At 56.9% G+C, this 15,826-nt stretch carries 16 protein-coding genes; 9 read left to right on the plus strand and 7 right to left on the minus strand.

Annotated elements, in window-relative coordinates; genetic code table 11:
• The first annotated feature begins 123 nt into the window (after positions 1-123).
• Together asd and mscM are read left to right on the plus strand one after the other, a co-directional pair.
• Positions 124-1,086 carry an archaetidylserine decarboxylase gene (asd, locus tag AS136_RS12035; protein WP_023323499.1) on the plus strand — a complete coding sequence of 321 codons (963 nt, stop codon included), beginning with the start codon at positions 124-126 and terminating at the stop codon, positions 1,084-1,086.
• Between the two features lie 24 nt (positions 1,087-1,110).
• The gene (gene mscM / locus AS136_RS12040; RefSeq protein WP_023323498.1) at positions 1,111-4,440 is read left to right on the plus strand and encodes a miniconductance mechanosensitive channel MscM; all 3,330 of its coding nucleotides are present in this window, start codon (positions 1,111-1,113) and stop codon (positions 4,438-4,440) included.
• Positions 4,441-4,477: 37 nt separating this feature from the next.
• Here mscM and yjeM read toward each other — a convergent pair whose 3' ends face one another.
• A complete protein-coding gene (gene yjeM / locus AS136_RS12045; protein ID WP_012969119.1) occupies positions 4,478-5,980 on the minus strand; it encodes a glutamate/gamma-aminobutyrate family transporter YjeM in 1,503 nt (500 codons plus the stop codon).
• A gap of 188 nt (positions 5,981-6,168) precedes the next feature.
• Positions 6,169-7,146, minus strand: a complete 978-nt coding sequence (epmA, locus tag AS136_RS12050) for an elongation factor P--(R)-beta-lysine ligase (RefSeq protein WP_008807206.1) — start codon at positions 7,144-7,146, stop codon at positions 6,169-6,171.
• A gap of 275 nt (positions 7,147-7,421) precedes the next feature.
• On the opposite strand from epmA, the gene frdA reads away from it, so the two are divergent.
• The 5 genes from frdA (at position 7,422) to AS136_RS12075 (ending at position 11,362) form a co-directional block, all read left to right on the plus strand.
• On the plus strand, positions 7,422-9,212 hold the full coding sequence (frdA, locus tag AS136_RS12055; protein ID WP_008807207.1) for a fumarate reductase (quinol) flavoprotein subunit: 1,791 nt from the start codon (positions 7,422-7,424) through the stop codon (positions 9,210-9,212).
• Positions 9,205-9,939, plus strand: a complete 735-nt coding sequence (frdB, locus tag AS136_RS12060; protein ID WP_004177729.1) for a fumarate reductase iron-sulfur protein — start codon at positions 9,205-9,207, stop codon at positions 9,937-9,939. Before frdA ends, frdB begins: the two co-directional genes overlap by 8 nt.
• 10 nt (positions 9,940-9,949) lie before the next feature.
• A complete protein-coding gene (frdC, locus tag AS136_RS12065) occupies positions 9,950-10,345 on the plus strand; it encodes a fumarate reductase subunit FrdC (protein ID WP_002885530.1) in 396 nt (131 codons plus the stop codon).
• A 10-nt stretch (positions 10,346-10,355) separates the two neighbouring features.
• Positions 10,356-10,715, plus strand: a complete 360-nt coding sequence (gene frdD, locus AS136_RS12070; RefSeq protein ID WP_002885526.1) for a fumarate reductase subunit FrdD — start codon at positions 10,356-10,358, stop codon at positions 10,713-10,715.
• Positions 10,716-10,828: 113 nt separating this feature from the next.
• Positions 10,829-11,362, plus strand: a complete 534-nt coding sequence (locus AS136_RS12075) for a lipocalin family protein (RefSeq protein WP_023323497.1) — start codon at positions 10,829-10,831, stop codon at positions 11,360-11,362.
• Here AS136_RS12075 and sugE read toward each other — a convergent pair.
• The 4 genes from sugE to efp all read right to left on the minus strand — a co-directional run bounded on the left by sugE (position 11,359) and on the right by efp (position 12,896).
• On the minus strand, positions 11,359-11,676 hold the full coding sequence (sugE, locus tag AS136_RS12080) for a quaternary ammonium compound efflux SMR transporter SugE (protein WP_008807209.1): 318 nt from the start codon (positions 11,674-11,676) through the stop codon (positions 11,359-11,361). The genes AS136_RS12075 and sugE overlap by 4 nt on opposite strands.
• Before the next feature lie 143 nt (positions 11,677-11,819).
• Entirely contained in the window at positions 11,820-11,966 is a 147-nt protein-coding gene (gene ecnB / locus AS136_RS12085; RefSeq protein WP_004206423.1) for a lipoprotein toxin entericidin B, read from the minus strand.
• Positions 11,967-12,124: 158 nt separating this feature from the next.
• Positions 12,125-12,256 (minus strand): entericidin A/B family lipoprotein, encoded by a 132-nt coding sequence (locus AS136_RS12090; protein WP_002885511.1) that lies wholly within the window; start codon positions 12,254-12,256, stop codon positions 12,125-12,127.
• Between the two features lie 73 nt (positions 12,257-12,329).
• Positions 12,330-12,896 (minus strand): elongation factor P, encoded by a 567-nt coding sequence (gene efp / locus AS136_RS12095; protein ID WP_002885506.1) that lies wholly within the window; start codon positions 12,894-12,896, stop codon positions 12,330-12,332.
• 41 nt (positions 12,897-12,937) lie between these two features.
• On the opposite strand from efp, the gene epmB reads away from it, so the two are divergent.
• Positions 12,938-13,966, plus strand: coding sequence for an EF-P beta-lysylation protein EpmB (epmB, locus tag AS136_RS12100; protein ID WP_008807210.1), 1,029 nt, complete (start codon positions 12,938-12,940; stop codon positions 13,964-13,966).
• A gap of 153 nt (positions 13,967-14,119) precedes the next feature.
• Here the strand turns inward: epmB and AS136_RS12105 are convergent, their stop codons facing one another.
• Positions 14,120-14,764, minus strand: a complete 645-nt coding sequence (locus AS136_RS12105; protein WP_023323496.1) for a winged helix-turn-helix domain-containing protein — start codon at positions 14,762-14,764, stop codon at positions 14,120-14,122.
• Positions 14,765-15,242: 478 nt separating this feature from the next.
• On the opposite strand from AS136_RS12105, the gene AS136_RS12110 reads away from it, so the two are divergent.
• Positions 15,243-15,806: a fimbrial protein gene (locus AS136_RS12110; RefSeq protein WP_012543123.1), complete on the plus strand. Its 564-nt coding sequence runs from the start codon at positions 15,243-15,245 to the stop codon at positions 15,804-15,806.
• Positions 15,807-15,826 lie beyond the last annotated feature (20 nt).

Genomic DNA, 15,826 nt, shown 5'->3' on the forward strand with positions numbered 1-15,826 from the left:
GCGGTCAAACTGCGACTAACGCGGATGCCATTTGGCGAGGTTTACGTATAGAATCGTCCCCTTTTTTCAGGACCCCGCCCGCGGGCGGGGTCCTGAACGACATATCATGGCCTGGAGGCTACTTTGTTAAACGATCTTAAACTTTCACTGCAATACATTCTGCCTAAACTGTGGCTCACCCGCCTCGCAGGCTGGGGTGCGAGCAAACGCGCAGGTTGGCTGACGAAGCTGGTCATCGATCTGTTCGTGAAATACTACAAGGTCGATATGAAAGAGGCGCAGAAGCCGGATACCGCGGCTTATCGCACCTTCAACGATTTCTTTGTGCGTCCGCTGCGCGACGACGTTCGCCCGCTGAATACCGATCCCAACGTGCTGGTGATGCCGGCAGACGGCGTGATCAGCCAGCTTGGCGCCATTGAAGACGATAAAATCCTGCAGGCCAAAGGTCATGACTACAGCCTGGAAGCCCTGCTGGCCGGCAACTATCAAATGGCCGACCTGTTCCGTAACGGCAGCTTCGCCACCACCTATCTGTCGCCGCGCGACTATCACCGCGTGCACATGCCGTGCAACGGCATCCTGCGCGAAATGATCTACGTCCCTGGCGACCTGTTCTCGGTTAACCATCTGACGGCGCAGAATGTGCCTAACCTGTTCGCCCGTAACGAGCGCGTCATCTGCCTGTTTGATACTGAGTTTGGCCCGATGGCGCAAATTCTGGTGGGCGCGACTATCGTCGGCAGCATCGAGACCGTGTGGTCCGGCACCGTGACCCCGCCGCGCGAAGGCATTATTAAACGCTGGACCTGGCCCGCTGGCGACAGCGAAGGCTCCGTCGCCCTGCTGAAAGGCCAGGAGATGGGCCGCTTCAAACTGGGTTCCACCGTGATCAACCTGTTTGCCCCGGGCCAGGTGAAGCTGGTCGACTCGCTGCAAAGCCTGTCCGTGACTAAAATCGGCCAACCGCTGGCGACCGCCGTGGAAGCCAGCACCGCTGCTGAAGCCGCGCCGTTACCGGAAGAAGAGATCCGCGCCGAACACCGCGCCAGCCCGCTGGTTGACGATACACAAGACCAAGGTTAATTCTTCAGCAAAAAGGGTTATGCCGTGCGCCTGATATACACTTTCCTGTTGACCTTGAGCCTCAGTTTCGGGGCGTACGCTGCGACAGCCCCGGATGCTAAACAGATAACCCAGGAACTGGAACAGGCGAAGGCGGCAAAGCCCGCCCAGCCTGAAACCGTTGAAGTTCTGCAGTCCGCGCTGAACGCGCTTGAGGAGCAAAAATCGTCCCTCGAGCGCGCCCGTCAGTATCAGGACGTTATCGATAATTTCCCCAAACTGTTTCAAAGCCTGCGCTCCCAGCTCAACAATCTGAGCGAAGAACCGCGCCAGGTGCCAACCGGCCTGACCGCCGATGCGCTGAACCAGGAGATCCTGCAGGTCAGCAGCCAGCTGCTGGAATCGAGCCGCCAGGCGCAGCAGGAGCAGGATCGCGCGCGTGAAATCGCCGACTCCCTGAACCAGCTGCCGCAACAGCAAACCGATGCCCGTCGTCAGCTCAATGAGGTTGAGCGCCGCATCGGCACGCAAACCGGCAACAATGCTCTCGCCCAGGCGCAGAATCTTGCCCTGCAGGCGGAATCGGCGCGCCTGAAGGCGCTGGTGGATGAACTCGACCTCGCCCAGCTTTCCGCCAACAACCGCCAGGAGCTGTCGCGCGCCCGTTCCGAGCTGGCGCAAAAGCAGAGCGAACAACTGGATGCCTATCTGCAGGCGCTGCGCAATTTACAGAACAGCCAGCGCCAGCGGGAGGCGGAAAAGGCGCTGGAGAGCACCGAACTGCTGGCGGAGAACAGTGAAAACCTGCCGCCGGACATCACCGCGCAGTTCAAGGTCAACCGGGAGCTCTCCCAGGCGCTGAACCAGCAGGCGCAGCGCATGGATCTGGTGGCCTCCCAGCAGCGGCAGGCGACGAATCAAACGCTGCAGGTGCGCCAGGCGTTAAACACCCTGCGCGAGCAATCGCAGTGGCTGGGCTCTTCCAACCTGCTGGGTGAAGCCTTACGCGCCCAGGTGGCGCGACTGCCGGAACGCCCTCGCCCACAGCAGCTGGATACGGAAATGGCACAGTTGCGCGTGCAGCGTCTGCGCTTTGAAGATTTACTCAGTAAGCAACCACAGCTGCGGCAGATCCGTCAGGCCGACGGCCAACCGCTGACCAGCGAGCAGAACAAGATCCTGCAGGCGCAGCTGCGCACGCAGAACGAGCTGCTGAACTCGCTGCTGCGCGGCGGCGATACTCTGATGCTGGAGCTCACTAAGCTGAAGGTCGCCAACGGCCAGCTGGAAGACGCGCTGAAAGAGATCAACGAAGCGACCCACCGCTATCTGTTCTGGACTTCGGACGTCAGCCCCATCGGCTTCTCCTGGCCGCTGGAGATTGTCCAGGATCTACGGCGTCTGATCTCCCTGGATACCATCAGCGAGCTGGGCAAAGCCAGCGCGATGATGCTCACCAGCAAAGAGACCTTGCTGCCGCTGTTTGCCGCCCTGCTGCTGGTTGGCTTTAGCATCAGCTCCCGACGCCATTTCACCCGCTTCCTTGAGCGCTCCAGCGCCCGGGTGGGGAAAGTCACCCAGGATCACTTCTGGCTGACGCTGCGCACGGTCTTCTGGTCGATACTGGTGGCCTCGCCGCTGCCGGTGCTGTGGATGACGCTCGGCTATGGCCTGCAGTCCGCCTGGCCCTTCCCGCTGGCGGTGGCGATAGGCGATGGGGTCACGGCGACCGTGCCTTTGCTGTGGGTGGTGATGATCTGCGCCACCTTCGCCCGGCCAAACGGGCTGTTTATCGCCCACTTCGGCTGGCCGCGTAACCGCGTGGCGAAAGCGATGCGCTACTACCTGATGAGCATCGGGCTGATTGTGCCGCTGATTATGGCGCTGATCATGTTTGATAATCTTAACGACCGCGAGTTCTCCGCTTCGCTGGGCCGCCTGTGCTTCCTGTTGATCTGCGGCGCGCTGGCGGTGGTTACCCTGAGCCTTAAGCACGCCGGTATTCCGCTCTATCTGGATAAAGAGGGGAATGGCGACAATATGGTGAACCGCCTGCTGTGGAACCTGATGCTTGGCGCCCCGCTGGTGGCCATGCTGGCGGCCGCCGTCGGCTACCTCGCCACCGCCCAGGCGCTGCTTGCGCGTCTGGAAACCTCGGTCGCCATCTGGTTCCTGCTGCTGGTGGTCTATCACATCATCCGCCGCTGGATGCTGATCCAGCGCCGCCGGCTGGCCTTCGACCGGGCCCGCCACCGTCGCGCGGAAATTCTCGCCCAGCGCGCCCGCGGCGAAGATGAGCCCGTTCACGTCAGCAGTCCGGAGGGGTCGGTGGAGACGGAGGTCAGCGAGGTCGATCTCGATGCCATCAGTACCCAGTCGCTGCGGCTTGTGCGTTCCTTGCTGATGCTGATCGCGCTGCTGTCGGTCATCGTGCTGTGGTCGGAAATTCACTCGGCGTTTGGCTTCCTTGAGAATATCTCGCTGTGGGACGTGACCTCGACGGTACAAGGGGTGGAAAGCCTTGAGCCGATCACGCTTGGCGCGGTGTTGATTGCCATTCTGGTGCTGATCATCACCACTCAGCTGGTGCGCAACCTGCCCGCGCTGCTGGAGCTGGCGATCCTCCAGCATCTCGATTTAACGCCCGGCACCGGCTACGCCATCACCACCATCACCAAATATCTGCTGATGCTCGTCGGCGGGCTGGTGGGCTTCTCGATGATCGGTATTGAGTGGTCGAAGCTGCAGTGGCTGGTCGCCGCGCTGGGTGTGGGTCTCGGGTTTGGCCTGCAGGAGATCTTCGCCAACTTTATCTCCGGCCTGATTATCCTGTTTGAGAAGCCGATCCGCATCGGCGATACAGTCACCATTCGCGACCTGACGGGCAGCGTCACCCGCATTAATACCCGTGCGACCACCATCAGTGACTGGGACCGGAAAGAGATTATCGTGCCGAACAAGGCGTTCATCACCGAACAGTTTATCAACTGGTCGCTGTCAGACTCAGTCACCCGCGTGGTGCTGACGGTGCCGGCACCCGTGGATGCCGATACCGACGAGGTCACGAAAATTCTCATTGCCGCGGCGCATCGCTGCTCGCTGGTCATCGATACCCCGGCGCCGGAAGCGTTTCTCGTCGACCTGCAGCAGGGGATCCAGATTTTCGAGCTGCGTATTTTTGCCGCGGAGATGGGGCATCGCATGCCGCTGCGCCATGAGATGCATCAGCTGATCCTGGCGGGCTTCCGCGAGCATGGCATTGATATGCCGTTCCCTCCGTTCCAGATGCGTCTGGAAAGTATCGACGGCAGGCAAAGCAGTAAAACCATGACCTCGGCCGGAAAAACCAGCCGCCGTACGGCTGGTAGCCTGTAAACCATCCCCTGCCCGGCGGCACCGCCGGGCAGGTTCTTTAACTCTCCATCACCAGCGCGCCGGACGCCATGCGCCGACGGTAGCTTTCGTAGATCCCCAGCGCCAGCAGTGAGAAGAAGATCGGCCCACCGACCATCCACAGGGTACTGTTCCAGTCCCCGCTGTCGATGACGGGTTGGATAATGGTGAAGATATTGGCGAAGGTCACCACCAGCAGCACCACGCCGGTCGCCAGCAGCGTCGACGAACGGTTTTTGAAGATCACGAACGGCCGGTCAAGATGCATTTTCGCCTTGAAGAACGGGAAGGCGATGGTCAGGAATAGATAGGGCAAGGTCATGGAGACATTGGCCATCAGCGTCAGCTTGTTATAAAACGCGGAAGCGCTATCCCCACCGAACGATACCAGTACGATAAACACCCCGACCAGCAGACACTGCAGCCACATCGCCGCGGCGGGCATGCCGTTGACGTTGAGACGGGTCATCACCGACGGCCAGAGCGCTTTTGGCGTGCCCTGGATAATCGCTTTCAGGGGAGAATAGCTGAGGGTGAAGAACGCGCCGGTGTAAGCGAGAAACATCGACAGGCCCGTAATACGGGCGAACCAGACTCCGGTCAGGGCCGCCGACTCTGGCGTCAGGTGCAGAGCCTGGCCGAGCGTCGTCCCAAGGCTGGTCATCAGCACATAGGTGATGTTGCCGAGGTTGGTCGAACGCGCGCCAAGCACCTGCTGCCAGTTGGCGCTCACGCCCCACAGCACAATCGCCAGCGAGTAACCGACCGAGATAACGATCGCCGCGATGATAATACCTTTGGCAAAGTTCTTTTCCGGCTTATCAGTCTTATCCACTAAGCCGCCGACCGCCTCAATTCCGCCATAGGCAAAGATGGCAAATACCACAAACGACAGCATCGCCATGCCCGACTGATACCCGGGATTAGGTGAAAGGGTGAAGTTTAACGGTTGGGCGAAATGGCCGCCGTTGAGCAGGAGGATCGCCCCACTCACCAGCAGTAGCACCAGGTTAAGCCCCATCACCGCGATGCCGCCGACGGCGGTGATTTTGGCGATTTTATTGATCCCTTTGACGGCAATAAAGGTCACGACACCCATCCAGCAGGCTGCCAGAATGCCCACCGTCTGCGTCGGGGTCAGGCTAGCCAGCGCCCAGGTCTGGGTTTTGTCCGCGCCAAACAAAAAGGTGGATAACGGCACCCAAATTTTAGCCGCCGTACTCACCATCCACACCACGTACGACGCAAACCACATAAAGGTGCCGATGAAAGCAAAGCGCGGCCCGACGCTGTGGTTCATCCAGGAATAGATCCCGCCCTCTTCGCGACGATAAGCCGATCCCATCTCCGCCATCATCAGCGCGAACGGAATAAAGAAAAAGAGGGCGGAAAAAAGATAAAACGGCATCGCGCTGTAGCCCATCAGATAAAACGCCGACGGGCTGTTGGCAAAGCCAAACACCGAAGTGAAGATCATCAGAATCAGCCCAATCAGGCTCATCTTCTTGAATTGTTGATGCATAAATCTATCCAAACGTGGGCATCACCCAACAGGCAACGCCTGGCCTCAAAAAATGAGCGCGGATAGTAGCAAAAGCACGGAAGGAGATTGTGGGTATTCGGGCGAAAACCGGGATAGCGTGAGGGAGGATCGGTCAGGGCGGGTCTGTCACCTCCCCCGCTCTAAGGCGGCAGGAGGTGACAGCGCCATCAGGCGCGGTCGACCGTAAAGGCGATCACCTCGCCGATGCTTTCGGCACCCAGCGCCAGCATCACCACACGGTCAACGCCCAGCGCCACGCCGGAGCAGTCCGGCAGGCCCGCCTCTAGTGCCGCCAGCAGGTTGTTATCGATAGGCTGCTGCGGAAGGCCGCGCGCGGCGCGTTTGCGGTTGTCCTGCTCGAATCGCAGACGCTGTTCGCGGGCATCGGTCAGCTCGTGGAAACCATTCGCCAGCTCAATACCTTTGTAGTAAACCTCGAAGCGCTCAGCGACCCGATGATCTTCCGGGCTGATCTGCGCTAACGAGGCCTGGGTGGCCGGGAAATGATAGATAAACGTCGGCCGATCTTTGCCGATGTGCGGCTCCACGCCCATGGTGAACAACAGTTGCAGCAGCGTGTCGCGATCTTCTTCAGTATCGGCGATATTGCTTAAATCCAGCTTCGCCGCGACTTCACGCAACTGCGTTTTATCAGCAGAGAGCGGATCAATATCCAGATGACGCTGGAACGCCTGCTGATAGGAGAGGCTTTCCGCTGGCTGACACTCCAGAACCTGCTGCAGCAGGTCGTCCACCTCGTTGATCAGGCGATACATGTCATAGCACGGACGATACCACTCCAGCATGGTGAATTCCGGGTTGTGATGCCGGCCCATCTCTTCATTACGAAAGCTGCGACACAACTGGAAAACCGGACCGCAGCCCGCCGCCAGCAGGCGCTTCATATGGTATTCCGGACTGGTCATCAGGTACAGATTGAGTCCCTGTGAATGGCCCGGGCCGACGAAACGGGTTTCGAACGGGAACAAATGAATATCCGTTACCGTCGCCTGACTCATGCAAGGCGTCTCCACCTCCAGCACGCCGCGATCGGTAAAGAAACGGCGGATTTCCGCCATCACCGCCGCGCGTTTCAACAGATTGGGAATGGGTGCGCTCGGCTGCCAGGTTGCCGTCTCGCTCATGGTACTTTCTCCGATTGCAAATTAAGGGCACGAAGTCTACTCGCAACCGGCGAGTGAAACAAATTTTGTGCAATCCCCGGCAGATTACATGCCATTAATCTATCGTTAACCTGAATGCATAAATATCACTGATAAATAACCGCACATATCGATAAAAAAATCGAACACGTCAATTTTCCTTACTGACCCTACGGCTATACTCCTGTACCTATAAAGGAGCAGTGATACTTTTTCGCCAGCCCGGCGGCGAAATACACTAAAACTGGAGGAATGTCGTGCAAACTTTTCAAGCCGATCTCGCCGTAATTGGTGCTGGCGGAGCAGGCCTACGCGCCGCTATCGCCGCCGCCCAGGCCAACCCCAATGCCAAAATCGCCCTGATTTCTAAAGTCTATCCGATGCGCAGCCATACGGTCGCTGCAGAAGGGGGGTCCGCAGCCGTTGCCCAGGATCACGATAGCTTTGAGTACCATTTTCACGACACCGTCGCCGGAGGCGACTGGCTGTGCGAGCAGGATGTCGTCGACTATTTCGTTCATCACTGCCCAACGGAAATGACCCAGCTGGAACAGTGGGGATGCCCGTGGAGCCGCCGCCCCGACGGCAGCGTCAACGTCCGGCGCTTCGGTGGGATGAAAATCGAACGCACCTGGTTTGCCGCCGATAAAACCGGCTTCCACATGCTGCATACTCTCTTCCAGACCTCCCTTCAGTTTCCCCAAATTCAGCGCTTTGATGAACATTTCGTCCTTGACCTGCTGGTCGATGACGGGCAGGCCCGCGGCCTGGTAGCGATGAATATGATGGAAGGCACCCTGGTGCAGATCCGCGCTAACGCGGTCGTGCTGGCTACCGGCGGCGCCGGGCGCGTCTATCGTTACAACACCAACGGCGGCATCGTTACTGGTGATGGTATGGGTATGGCGCTGGGCCATGGCGTGCCGCTGCGCGATATGGAATTTGTTCAGTATCACCCGACCGGCCTGCCGGGCTCCGGGATCCTGATGACCGAAGGCTGCCGCGGTGAAGGCGGGATTCTGGTCAACAAAAACGGCTATCGCTACCTGCAGGATTACGGCATGGGCCCGGAAACCCCGCTCGGCGAACCGAAGAACAAATATATGGAGCTGGGTCCACGCGACAAAGTGTCCCAGGCCTTCTGGCACGAATGGCGGAAAGGGAACACCATCCCGACGCCGCGCGGCGACGTGGTCTACCTCGATCTCCGCCACCTCGGCGAGAAAAAACTGCTGGAGCGTCTGCCGTTTATCTGTGAACTGGCGAAAGCCTACGTCGGCGTCGATCCGGTGAAAGAGCCGATCCCGGTGCGCCCGACCGCGCACTACACCATGGGTGGTATCGAAACCGATCAGCAGTGCGAAACCCGGATCAAAGGGCTGTTTGCCGTGGGCGAATGCTCGTCCGTCGGTCTGCACGGCGCCAACCGTCTGGGTTCCAACTCGCTGGCCGAGCTGGTGGTCTTCGGCCGCCTGGCCGGGGAACAGGCTATGCAGCGCGCCGCACAGACGACTGAGGCAAATAGTGCCGCACTGGATGCACAGGCCGCCGATGTAGAGCAACGGCTGAAAAATCTCGTTAACCAGGAAGGTAACGAAAACTGGGCGAAAATCCGCGACGAAATGGGGCTGTCGATGGAGGAAGGCTGCGGCATCTACCGTACGCCGGAGCTGATGCAGAAAACTATCGATAAGCTGGCTGAGCTGCAGGAGCGCTTCAAGCGCGTGCGCATTACCGACAACTCCAGCGTGTTCAACACCGACCTGCTGTACACCATTGAACTGGGACACGGCCTGAACGTTGCCGAATGTATGGCGCACTCGGCCATCGCCCGAAAAGAATCGCGCGGTGCGCACCAGCGTCTGGATGAGGGCTGTACCGAGCGCGACGATGTCAACTTCCTCAAGCACACCCTCGCCTTCCGCGAGGCCGATGGCACCACCCGCCTGGAATATGGCGATGTGAAGATCACCACGCTGCCGCCGGCAAAACGTGTCTATGGCGCCGAAGCGGAAGCGGCTGAGAAGAAGGAGACCACCCATGGCTGAGATGAAAAACCTGAAAGTCGAAGTGGTGCGCTACAACCCGGAGGTCGACACCGCACCGCATAGCGCATTCTATGACGTGCCCTATGATGAGCAGACCTCGCTGCTGGACGCCCTGGGCTACATCAAAGACAACCTGGCGCCAGACCTGAGCTACCGCTGGTCCTGCCGGATGGCGATCTGCGGCTCCTGCGGCATGATGGTCAACAAGGTGCCGAAGCTGGCCTGCAAAACGTTCCTGCGCGATTACACCAAAGGCATCAAAGTTGAGGCGCTGGCCAACTTCCCGATCGAACGCGATCTGGTGGTGGATATGACCCACTTTATCGAAAGTCTGGAGGCCATTAAGCCGTATATCATCGGCAATAACCGCACGCCGGACCAGGGGCCAAACAAGCAGACGCCAGCCCAGATGGCCAAATACCATCAGTTCTCCGGCTGCATCAACTGCGGGCTGTGCTATGCCGCCTGCCCGCAGTTCGGCCTGAATCCGGAATTTATCGGCCCGGCGGCGATCACCCTCGCCCACCGCTACAACGAAGACAGCCGCGACCACGGTAAAAAGGAACGTATGGCGCAGCTTAACGGCCAGAACGGCGTCTGGACCTGTACTTTCGTGGGCTACTGCTCGGAAGTGTGTCCGAAGCACGTCGACCCGGCGGCCGCGATCCAGCAGGGCAAGGTGGAAAGCTCGAAAGACTTTCTTATCGCCACCCTGAAACCACGCTAAGGAGTGCATTATGACGACGAAACGCAAACCCTACGTGCGGCCAATGACCTCCACCTGGTGGAAAAAGCTGCCGTTTTATCGCTTCTACATGGTGCGGGAAGGGACAGCGGTACCGACAGTATGGTTTAGCATTGTGCTGATTTACGGGCTGTTTGCCCTCAAGCACGGCGCCGAAAGCTGGGCGGGATATATCGGATTCCTGCAAAACCCGGTGGTGGTGATCCTCAATCTGATTACCCTGGCGGCGGCGCTGCTGCACACCAAAACCTGGTTTGAGCTGGCGCCGAAAGCCGCCAACGTCATCATCAAAGGCGAAAAAATGGGGCCAGAGCCGGTCATTAAAGGGCTCTGGGTGGTAACGGCGGTGGTCACCGTGGTGATCCTGTTTGTCGCCCTGTTCTGGTAAGGAGGCTGAGATGATTAATCCCAATCCGAAACGTTCCGATGAACCCGTATTCTGGGGGCTGTTTGGCGCAGGCGGCATGTGGGGCGCGATCGTCGCGCCGGTGATGGTGCTGCTGGTCGGCATCTTGCTGCCGCTGGGGCTTGCCCCGGCCGACGCCTTCAGCTATGAGCGCGTGCTGGCTTTTGCCCAAAGCTTTATCGGCCGCGCATTCATCTTTCTGATGATTGTTCTGCCGCTGTGGTGCGGTCTACACCGTATTCACCACGCCATGCACGACCTGAAAATCCATGTACCCAACGGTAAGTGGGTCTTCTACGGCCTGGCGGCAATCCTCAGCGTCATCACCCTCGTTGGCGTACTGTTTATCTGATCCTGCAAGAGCCCGGTCGCATTTCTGCTACCGGGCTCGCTTCATGTAAAAATCTTGCCGCCTTTTCCCTGCTGGACTCTACACTTAGCTTAAAAGCCAGCAAGGAGCATGCCATGCGTATCCTGCCGATAATCACCGCGATTGCCGTCTCGTTCCTGTCTGTCGCCTGCAGCACGCCCACCCCACCGCCGGGCGTCACCGTGGTCAGTCCCTTCGACGTTCAGCGCTATCTGGGTACCTGGTATGAAATCGCCCGCTTTGACCACCCTTTTGAAAGCGGGCTGGAAAAGGTCACGATCGCCTGGCACCCACGCGATGACGGCGGCCTGGACGTGGTCAATAAAGGCTATAACCCCGACCGCGGTATGTGGCAGAAAACGGACGGAGTGGCGTACTTTACCGGCGAGCCCAGCCGCGCCGCGCTGAAGATCTCCTTCTTCGGCCCTTTCTACGGCAGCTATAACGTCATTGCGCTGGATAAGGAGTATCGTTACGCGCTGGTCTGCGGACCCGATCGCGACTATCTCTGGTTACTGGCGCGGACACCCACCATCGCTCCGGAGGTCAGGCAGCAGATGCTGGATATTGCTACCCGGCAGGGCTTTGATGTCAGCAAACTGATCTGGGTCAATCAGCGCTACAACTAGTGCGCGCTAATCTTCAGGCCAATGATGCCGACCACGATGCAGGCGAGACTGGCGATACGCATAGCGCTGGCGGATTCACCCAACAGCACAATACCGGTCACGGCGGCGCCCACAGCGCCGATTCCGGTCCAGACGGCGTAAGCAGTTCCCACCGGCAGGGTTTTCATCGCCCACGAAAGCAGCGCCATGCTGACGACCATCGCCACGATGGTGATGACGCTGGGAACCAGCCGGCTAAAGCCATGGGTATATTTCAGGCCGACGGCCCATACCACTTCCAGCAGACCAGCGATAAATAAGACTATCCAGGACATAAGGCTCCTTTGCTGGGGCCGTCCCCGGATGAGAAACGCTTACGGGTCGTCCCGTAAGGTGGATGAAAAGTCGCAGTGAGTATATCCAACAGGATGGGGGAAGTGAAGAACGGTACGGCGTAAAACCGTACCGTCGACGGCGTTTATTGCTGAGCTTTGGTTGCCGCGCCAGAGATTGCGCTGCCGCCTTCTGAAATATCCTGACCCACTCCGCGCGTAGTGTTACAAGCAGTCAGTGCTGAAGAGAGGACCAAAACCGTAAAGAACGCTGCAATCGTTTTTTTCACCATAATGTCATCCTTAGTGTCAGTTTTGTTTTCATGCCCTATAAGCATAGACAAACCGTCCACAGATGAAGGGATCTTTGCGATTTTTAAGAGAAAAGGAATATTCGTGGAGGAAGCTGGCGCGCCAGGAGGCAACCGCCACTAGCAAAACGGAAGGAAATTTAGCTCACGGCGTGAGAGATGGCGTGGCCCAGGCCCTGAATATCTTCACCCACTCCGCGGGCGGTGTTGCAGCCAGCCAGTAACGCGCTGCTCAGAAACAGTAACACCAGAAGTTTTACGCTGCGCTTCATGTCTCGTGTTCGTCGTACCTGTGCGTAAAGAGCGGCGCAGCACGGAGGCTGCGCCAGTCATCATGACGCGAAATTATTTCACACGGGATACGTATTCGCCAGAGCGAGTATCCACTTTGATCACTTCGCCAATCTGGACGAACAGCGGAACTTTAACCACGGCGCCAGTAGACAGGGTCGCTGGTTTACCGCCGGTACCCGCGGTGTCGCCTTTCAGACCTGGATCGGTTTCAATGATTTCCAGCTCAACGAAGTTCGGCGGGGTGACCGCGATCGGCTGGCCGTTCCACAGGGTCACGATGCACTCAGCCTGATCCAGCAGCCATTTAGCGTTGTCACCGATCGCTTTCGCGTCAGCAGACAGCTGTTCGAAAGTTTCGTTGTTCATGAAGTGCCAGAACTCACCGTCGTTGTACAGGTAAGTCAGGTTCATATCGACAACGTCCGCGCCTTCTGCCGAATCGGTAGATTTGAAGGTTTTCTCAACACGGGTGCCAGTCAGCAGGCGGCGCAGTTTAACGCGCGCAAACGCCTGGCCTTTACCTGGTTTAACGAATTCGCTGGCTTCTACCGCATAAGGTTCGCCATCTAACATGATTTTAAGACCAGCACGAAAATCGTTGCTATAGTAAGTCGCCATAAGGCCCTCTGAAATTGTTTAACTGGTAGCTAAGCCACAAAATGGCGCATATTGTAACCCTAAATACCCCATCCAGAGAAGATTGGATAACGCAACTTGCCAATGTTGTGACCAGTCCTGATGAACTGCTGCGTCTTTTAAATGTAGACGCTGATGAAAAACTGCTGGCCGGACGCGAGGCCAGACGCCTGTTCCCGCTGCGCGTCCCGCGCGCGTTTATCGCCCGCATGGAGAAAGGCAACCCTAACGATCCGCTGCTTCGTCAGGTACTTACCGCCGAGGAAGAGTTTATCGTCGCCCCCGGATACTCCACCGATCCGCTGGAAGAACAGCACAGCGTGGTGCCCGGCTTGTTGCACAAATATCACAACCGGGCACTGCTGCTGGTGAAAGGCGGTTGTGCGGTAAATTGTCGTTACTGCTTCCGCCGCCACTTCCCATACGCCGAAAATCAGGGCACCAGGCGCAACTGGCAGACGGCAATGGACTACATCGCAGCGCATCCGCAGCTTGATGAAATCATCTTCTCCGGCGGCGACCCGCTGATGGCAAAGGACCATGAGCTTGACTGGCTGATGACCCAGCTGGAAGCTATTCCGCACGTTAAGCGTCTGCGTATTCACAGCCGCCTGCCAATTGTGATCCCGGCGCGCATCACCGAGACGCTGGCCAGCCGCTTCCAGCGTTCGTCGCTGCAGGTAATCCTGGTTAACCACGTCAACCACGCCAATGAAATTGACGATGAGTTCCGCGCGGCGATGGCCATGCTGCGTCAGGCGGGCGTCACGTTGCTCAACCAGAGCGTGCTGCTGCGCGGGGTGAACGACAACGCGCAAACCCTGGCCGACCTCAGCAATGCGCTGTTTGACGCCGGGGTAATGCCCTACTACCTGCACGTGCTGGATCGGGTGCAAGGGGCGGCGCACTTCATGGTTAGCGATGATGAAGCCCGTGAAATCATGCGTGAACTATTGACCCTCATCTCCGGCTACATGGTGCCGAAGCTGGCGCGCGAGATCGGCGGGGAACCCAGCAAGACGCCGCTGGATTTAGGGCTGAAGCAGCGATAAACGTCAGATTCCCTTGTCTGCCAGGACGCTCTGGCAGACAAACCATGTGAAGCCATTTCTTGCCAGAGGATTAGGTAAACAGCTGTCAGCTGTCAGCTGTCAGCTGTCAGCTGTCAGCTATCGCATTACGTGATAACCCCCTATTGCGACAAGCTAACGGTGAAGCACCACCAGCACCACGATATTAATCACAATCATCACTACAATCAGCGCGATTAACCAGGTGGGCATTTTAAAAGTTACCTGTAATCGTTCCGATTGTTTTTCTGGTATCTCCACTTTATTCTCTATCAACTCATTGCCCTGAATCGCTAAGCTTTCTGTTAATGGAATAACTACGTGATCGTCAGAATGACCTTTTCTCTCGGCAGTAACGTCGGCAACCTTATTATTTTGATAATGCGTTAATGTCGCCCGATTCATATTCTCGCACTCTTCATCAGAGAGAGGGATGATGAGGGTATCTGGCGCGACGCTAAACCCTTTTTGCCTGACGGTGATAATGATATCCGCCGACAGCCCCGCTTTGAGCAATGATTTTCGCAGCAAAGAGATATTTTGATAGAACGTATTTTGTGACACCACCACTCCCCGGGTTTCCCAAACAGCAGCCAGAAATTCATCCCGCGAAATCACTTTACCGCTATTCTGCAAGAGTAACAGCAAGCATCTGGCAGTGGGCGCATTGAGGCTGACACACTCTCCGTCACCTGAAAGCGGCCGCAGCTCATTCATATTTGCATTAAAGATAACTTCATGATTAATCATACACCCATTAAATAACGCAGCGTTATCCATATCCCTGCCCCACGAAAAACCATTATCCATAATAAATTCTAATTAGTTCAGCCAACATGGTCTATGAACATTATCATTTCAAAAAGGAACGAGTTTAGTTCACATTGACCGGCGCCACACAGAATACAGGAGATAAATCAATATGCGACAGTTATCTTGTTTAGCCCCCGCATTTTCAGATTAAATTCACCTCCAATAATGGCAGCATCTCAATCTACTATAAAAGCATTAAATTCAGAGGCATTTCATAAAGAATTCACAAGCATTTTTTGCACCATGCTTTTAAATTACTCCCGCTTTCCCATGGTTCGCTATGGCAAGCGATATGGTAGCGTTGTTCAACAGGATGATTAGTCTCAGCACTATATAAAGGAATGCTGGCGCTTATTTTCAATATCAATGCGAATGCATACTCCATTCCCTTGATAACTGTTATCGACTCTACACAGGACTAAGTATCTATATATGGATTAATTAAATGAAAAAGACAATCGTAGCTGTAATGGTCGCTGCATCTGCAGTGCTGAGTGCTCAGGCAATGGCAACTAACACTGCTCAGGTAACTGTGCTGGGTGAAGTCGCTGATGCAGCTAACTCTTGCGTCGTGACTCCGACTGGTACCCTGAACAACGGTATCGTTCAGCTGATCACTGTGACCACTGCGGAAGCAAATGCTGAAGCGGCAGGTACTCTGTTCAAAACTCAGGACTTCGGTTTTAAAGTTACTGACTGCGCACAGGGCAGCGCTAACCCGGTTACTGGCCTGACTGTAAACGTTGCCGGTATCACCTCCAGCGATAAAACCATCCTGGACAACACCGCAGCTGGCGGCGCTACCGGTATCGGTATCGGTATCCAGCGTCTCAGCGATTCCCATCGCGTAGCCTTCGACGGTTCTGACACCATGACCGAAAGCTACTCTGCTACTACCGGTACTCAGCTGAAGTACACCACTGGTTATGTAAAAGTGAACTCTGCTACTCCGGTAACCGAAGGCCCGGTTAAAGGTGTTGCGACCTTTACTATCGATTACACCATCTAATTTTTCCCCAAAGGGCCCCG

Source organism: Klebsiella sp. D5A (genome assembly GCF_001620885.1).
Lineage (GTDB): Bacteria > Pseudomonadota > Gammaproteobacteria > Enterobacterales > Enterobacteriaceae > Klebsiella > Klebsiella variicola.

Coding starts and splice junctions, on each gene's coding strand:
- yjeM (WP_012969119.1), bottom strand. CDS start 5,980: ATGCATCAACAATTCAAGAAGATGAGCCTGATTGGGCTGATTCTGATG.
- epmA (WP_008807206.1), bottom strand. CDS start 7,146: ATGAGCGAGACGGCAACCTGGCAGCCGAGCGCACCCATTCCCAATCTG.
- frdB (WP_004177729.1), top strand. CDS start 9,205: ATGGCTGAGATGAAAAACCTGAAAGTCGAAGTGGTGCGCTACAACCCG.
- frdC (WP_002885530.1), top strand. CDS start 9,950: ATGACGACGAAACGCAAACCCTACGTGCGGCCAATGACCTCCACCTGG.
- frdD (WP_002885526.1), top strand. CDS start 10,356: ATGATTAATCCCAATCCGAAACGTTCCGATGAACCCGTATTCTGGGGG.
- AS136_RS12075 (WP_023323497.1), top strand. CDS start 10,829: ATGCGTATCCTGCCGATAATCACCGCGATTGCCGTCTCGTTCCTGTCT.
- sugE (WP_008807209.1), bottom strand. CDS start 11,676: ATGTCCTGGATAGTCTTATTTATCGCTGGTCTGCTGGAAGTGGTATGG.
- ecnB (WP_004206423.1), bottom strand. CDS start 11,966: ATGGTGAAAAAAACGATTGCAGCGTTCTTTACGGTTTTGGTCCTCTCT.
- AS136_RS12090 (WP_002885511.1), bottom strand. CDS start 12,256: ATGAAGCGCAGCGTAAAACTTCTGGTGTTACTGTTTCTGAGCAGCGCG.
- efp (WP_002885506.1), bottom strand. CDS start 12,896: ATGGCGACTTACTATAGCAACGATTTTCGTGCTGGTCTTAAAATCATG.
- epmB (WP_008807210.1), top strand. CDS start 12,938: ATGGCGCATATTGTAACCCTAAATACCCCATCCAGAGAAGATTGGATA.
- AS136_RS12105 (WP_023323496.1), bottom strand. CDS start 14,764: ATGGATAACGCTGCGTTATTTAATGGGTGTATGATTAATCATGAAGTT.
- AS136_RS12110 (WP_012543123.1), top strand. CDS start 15,243: ATGAAAAAGACAATCGTAGCTGTAATGGTCGCTGCATCTGCAGTGCTG.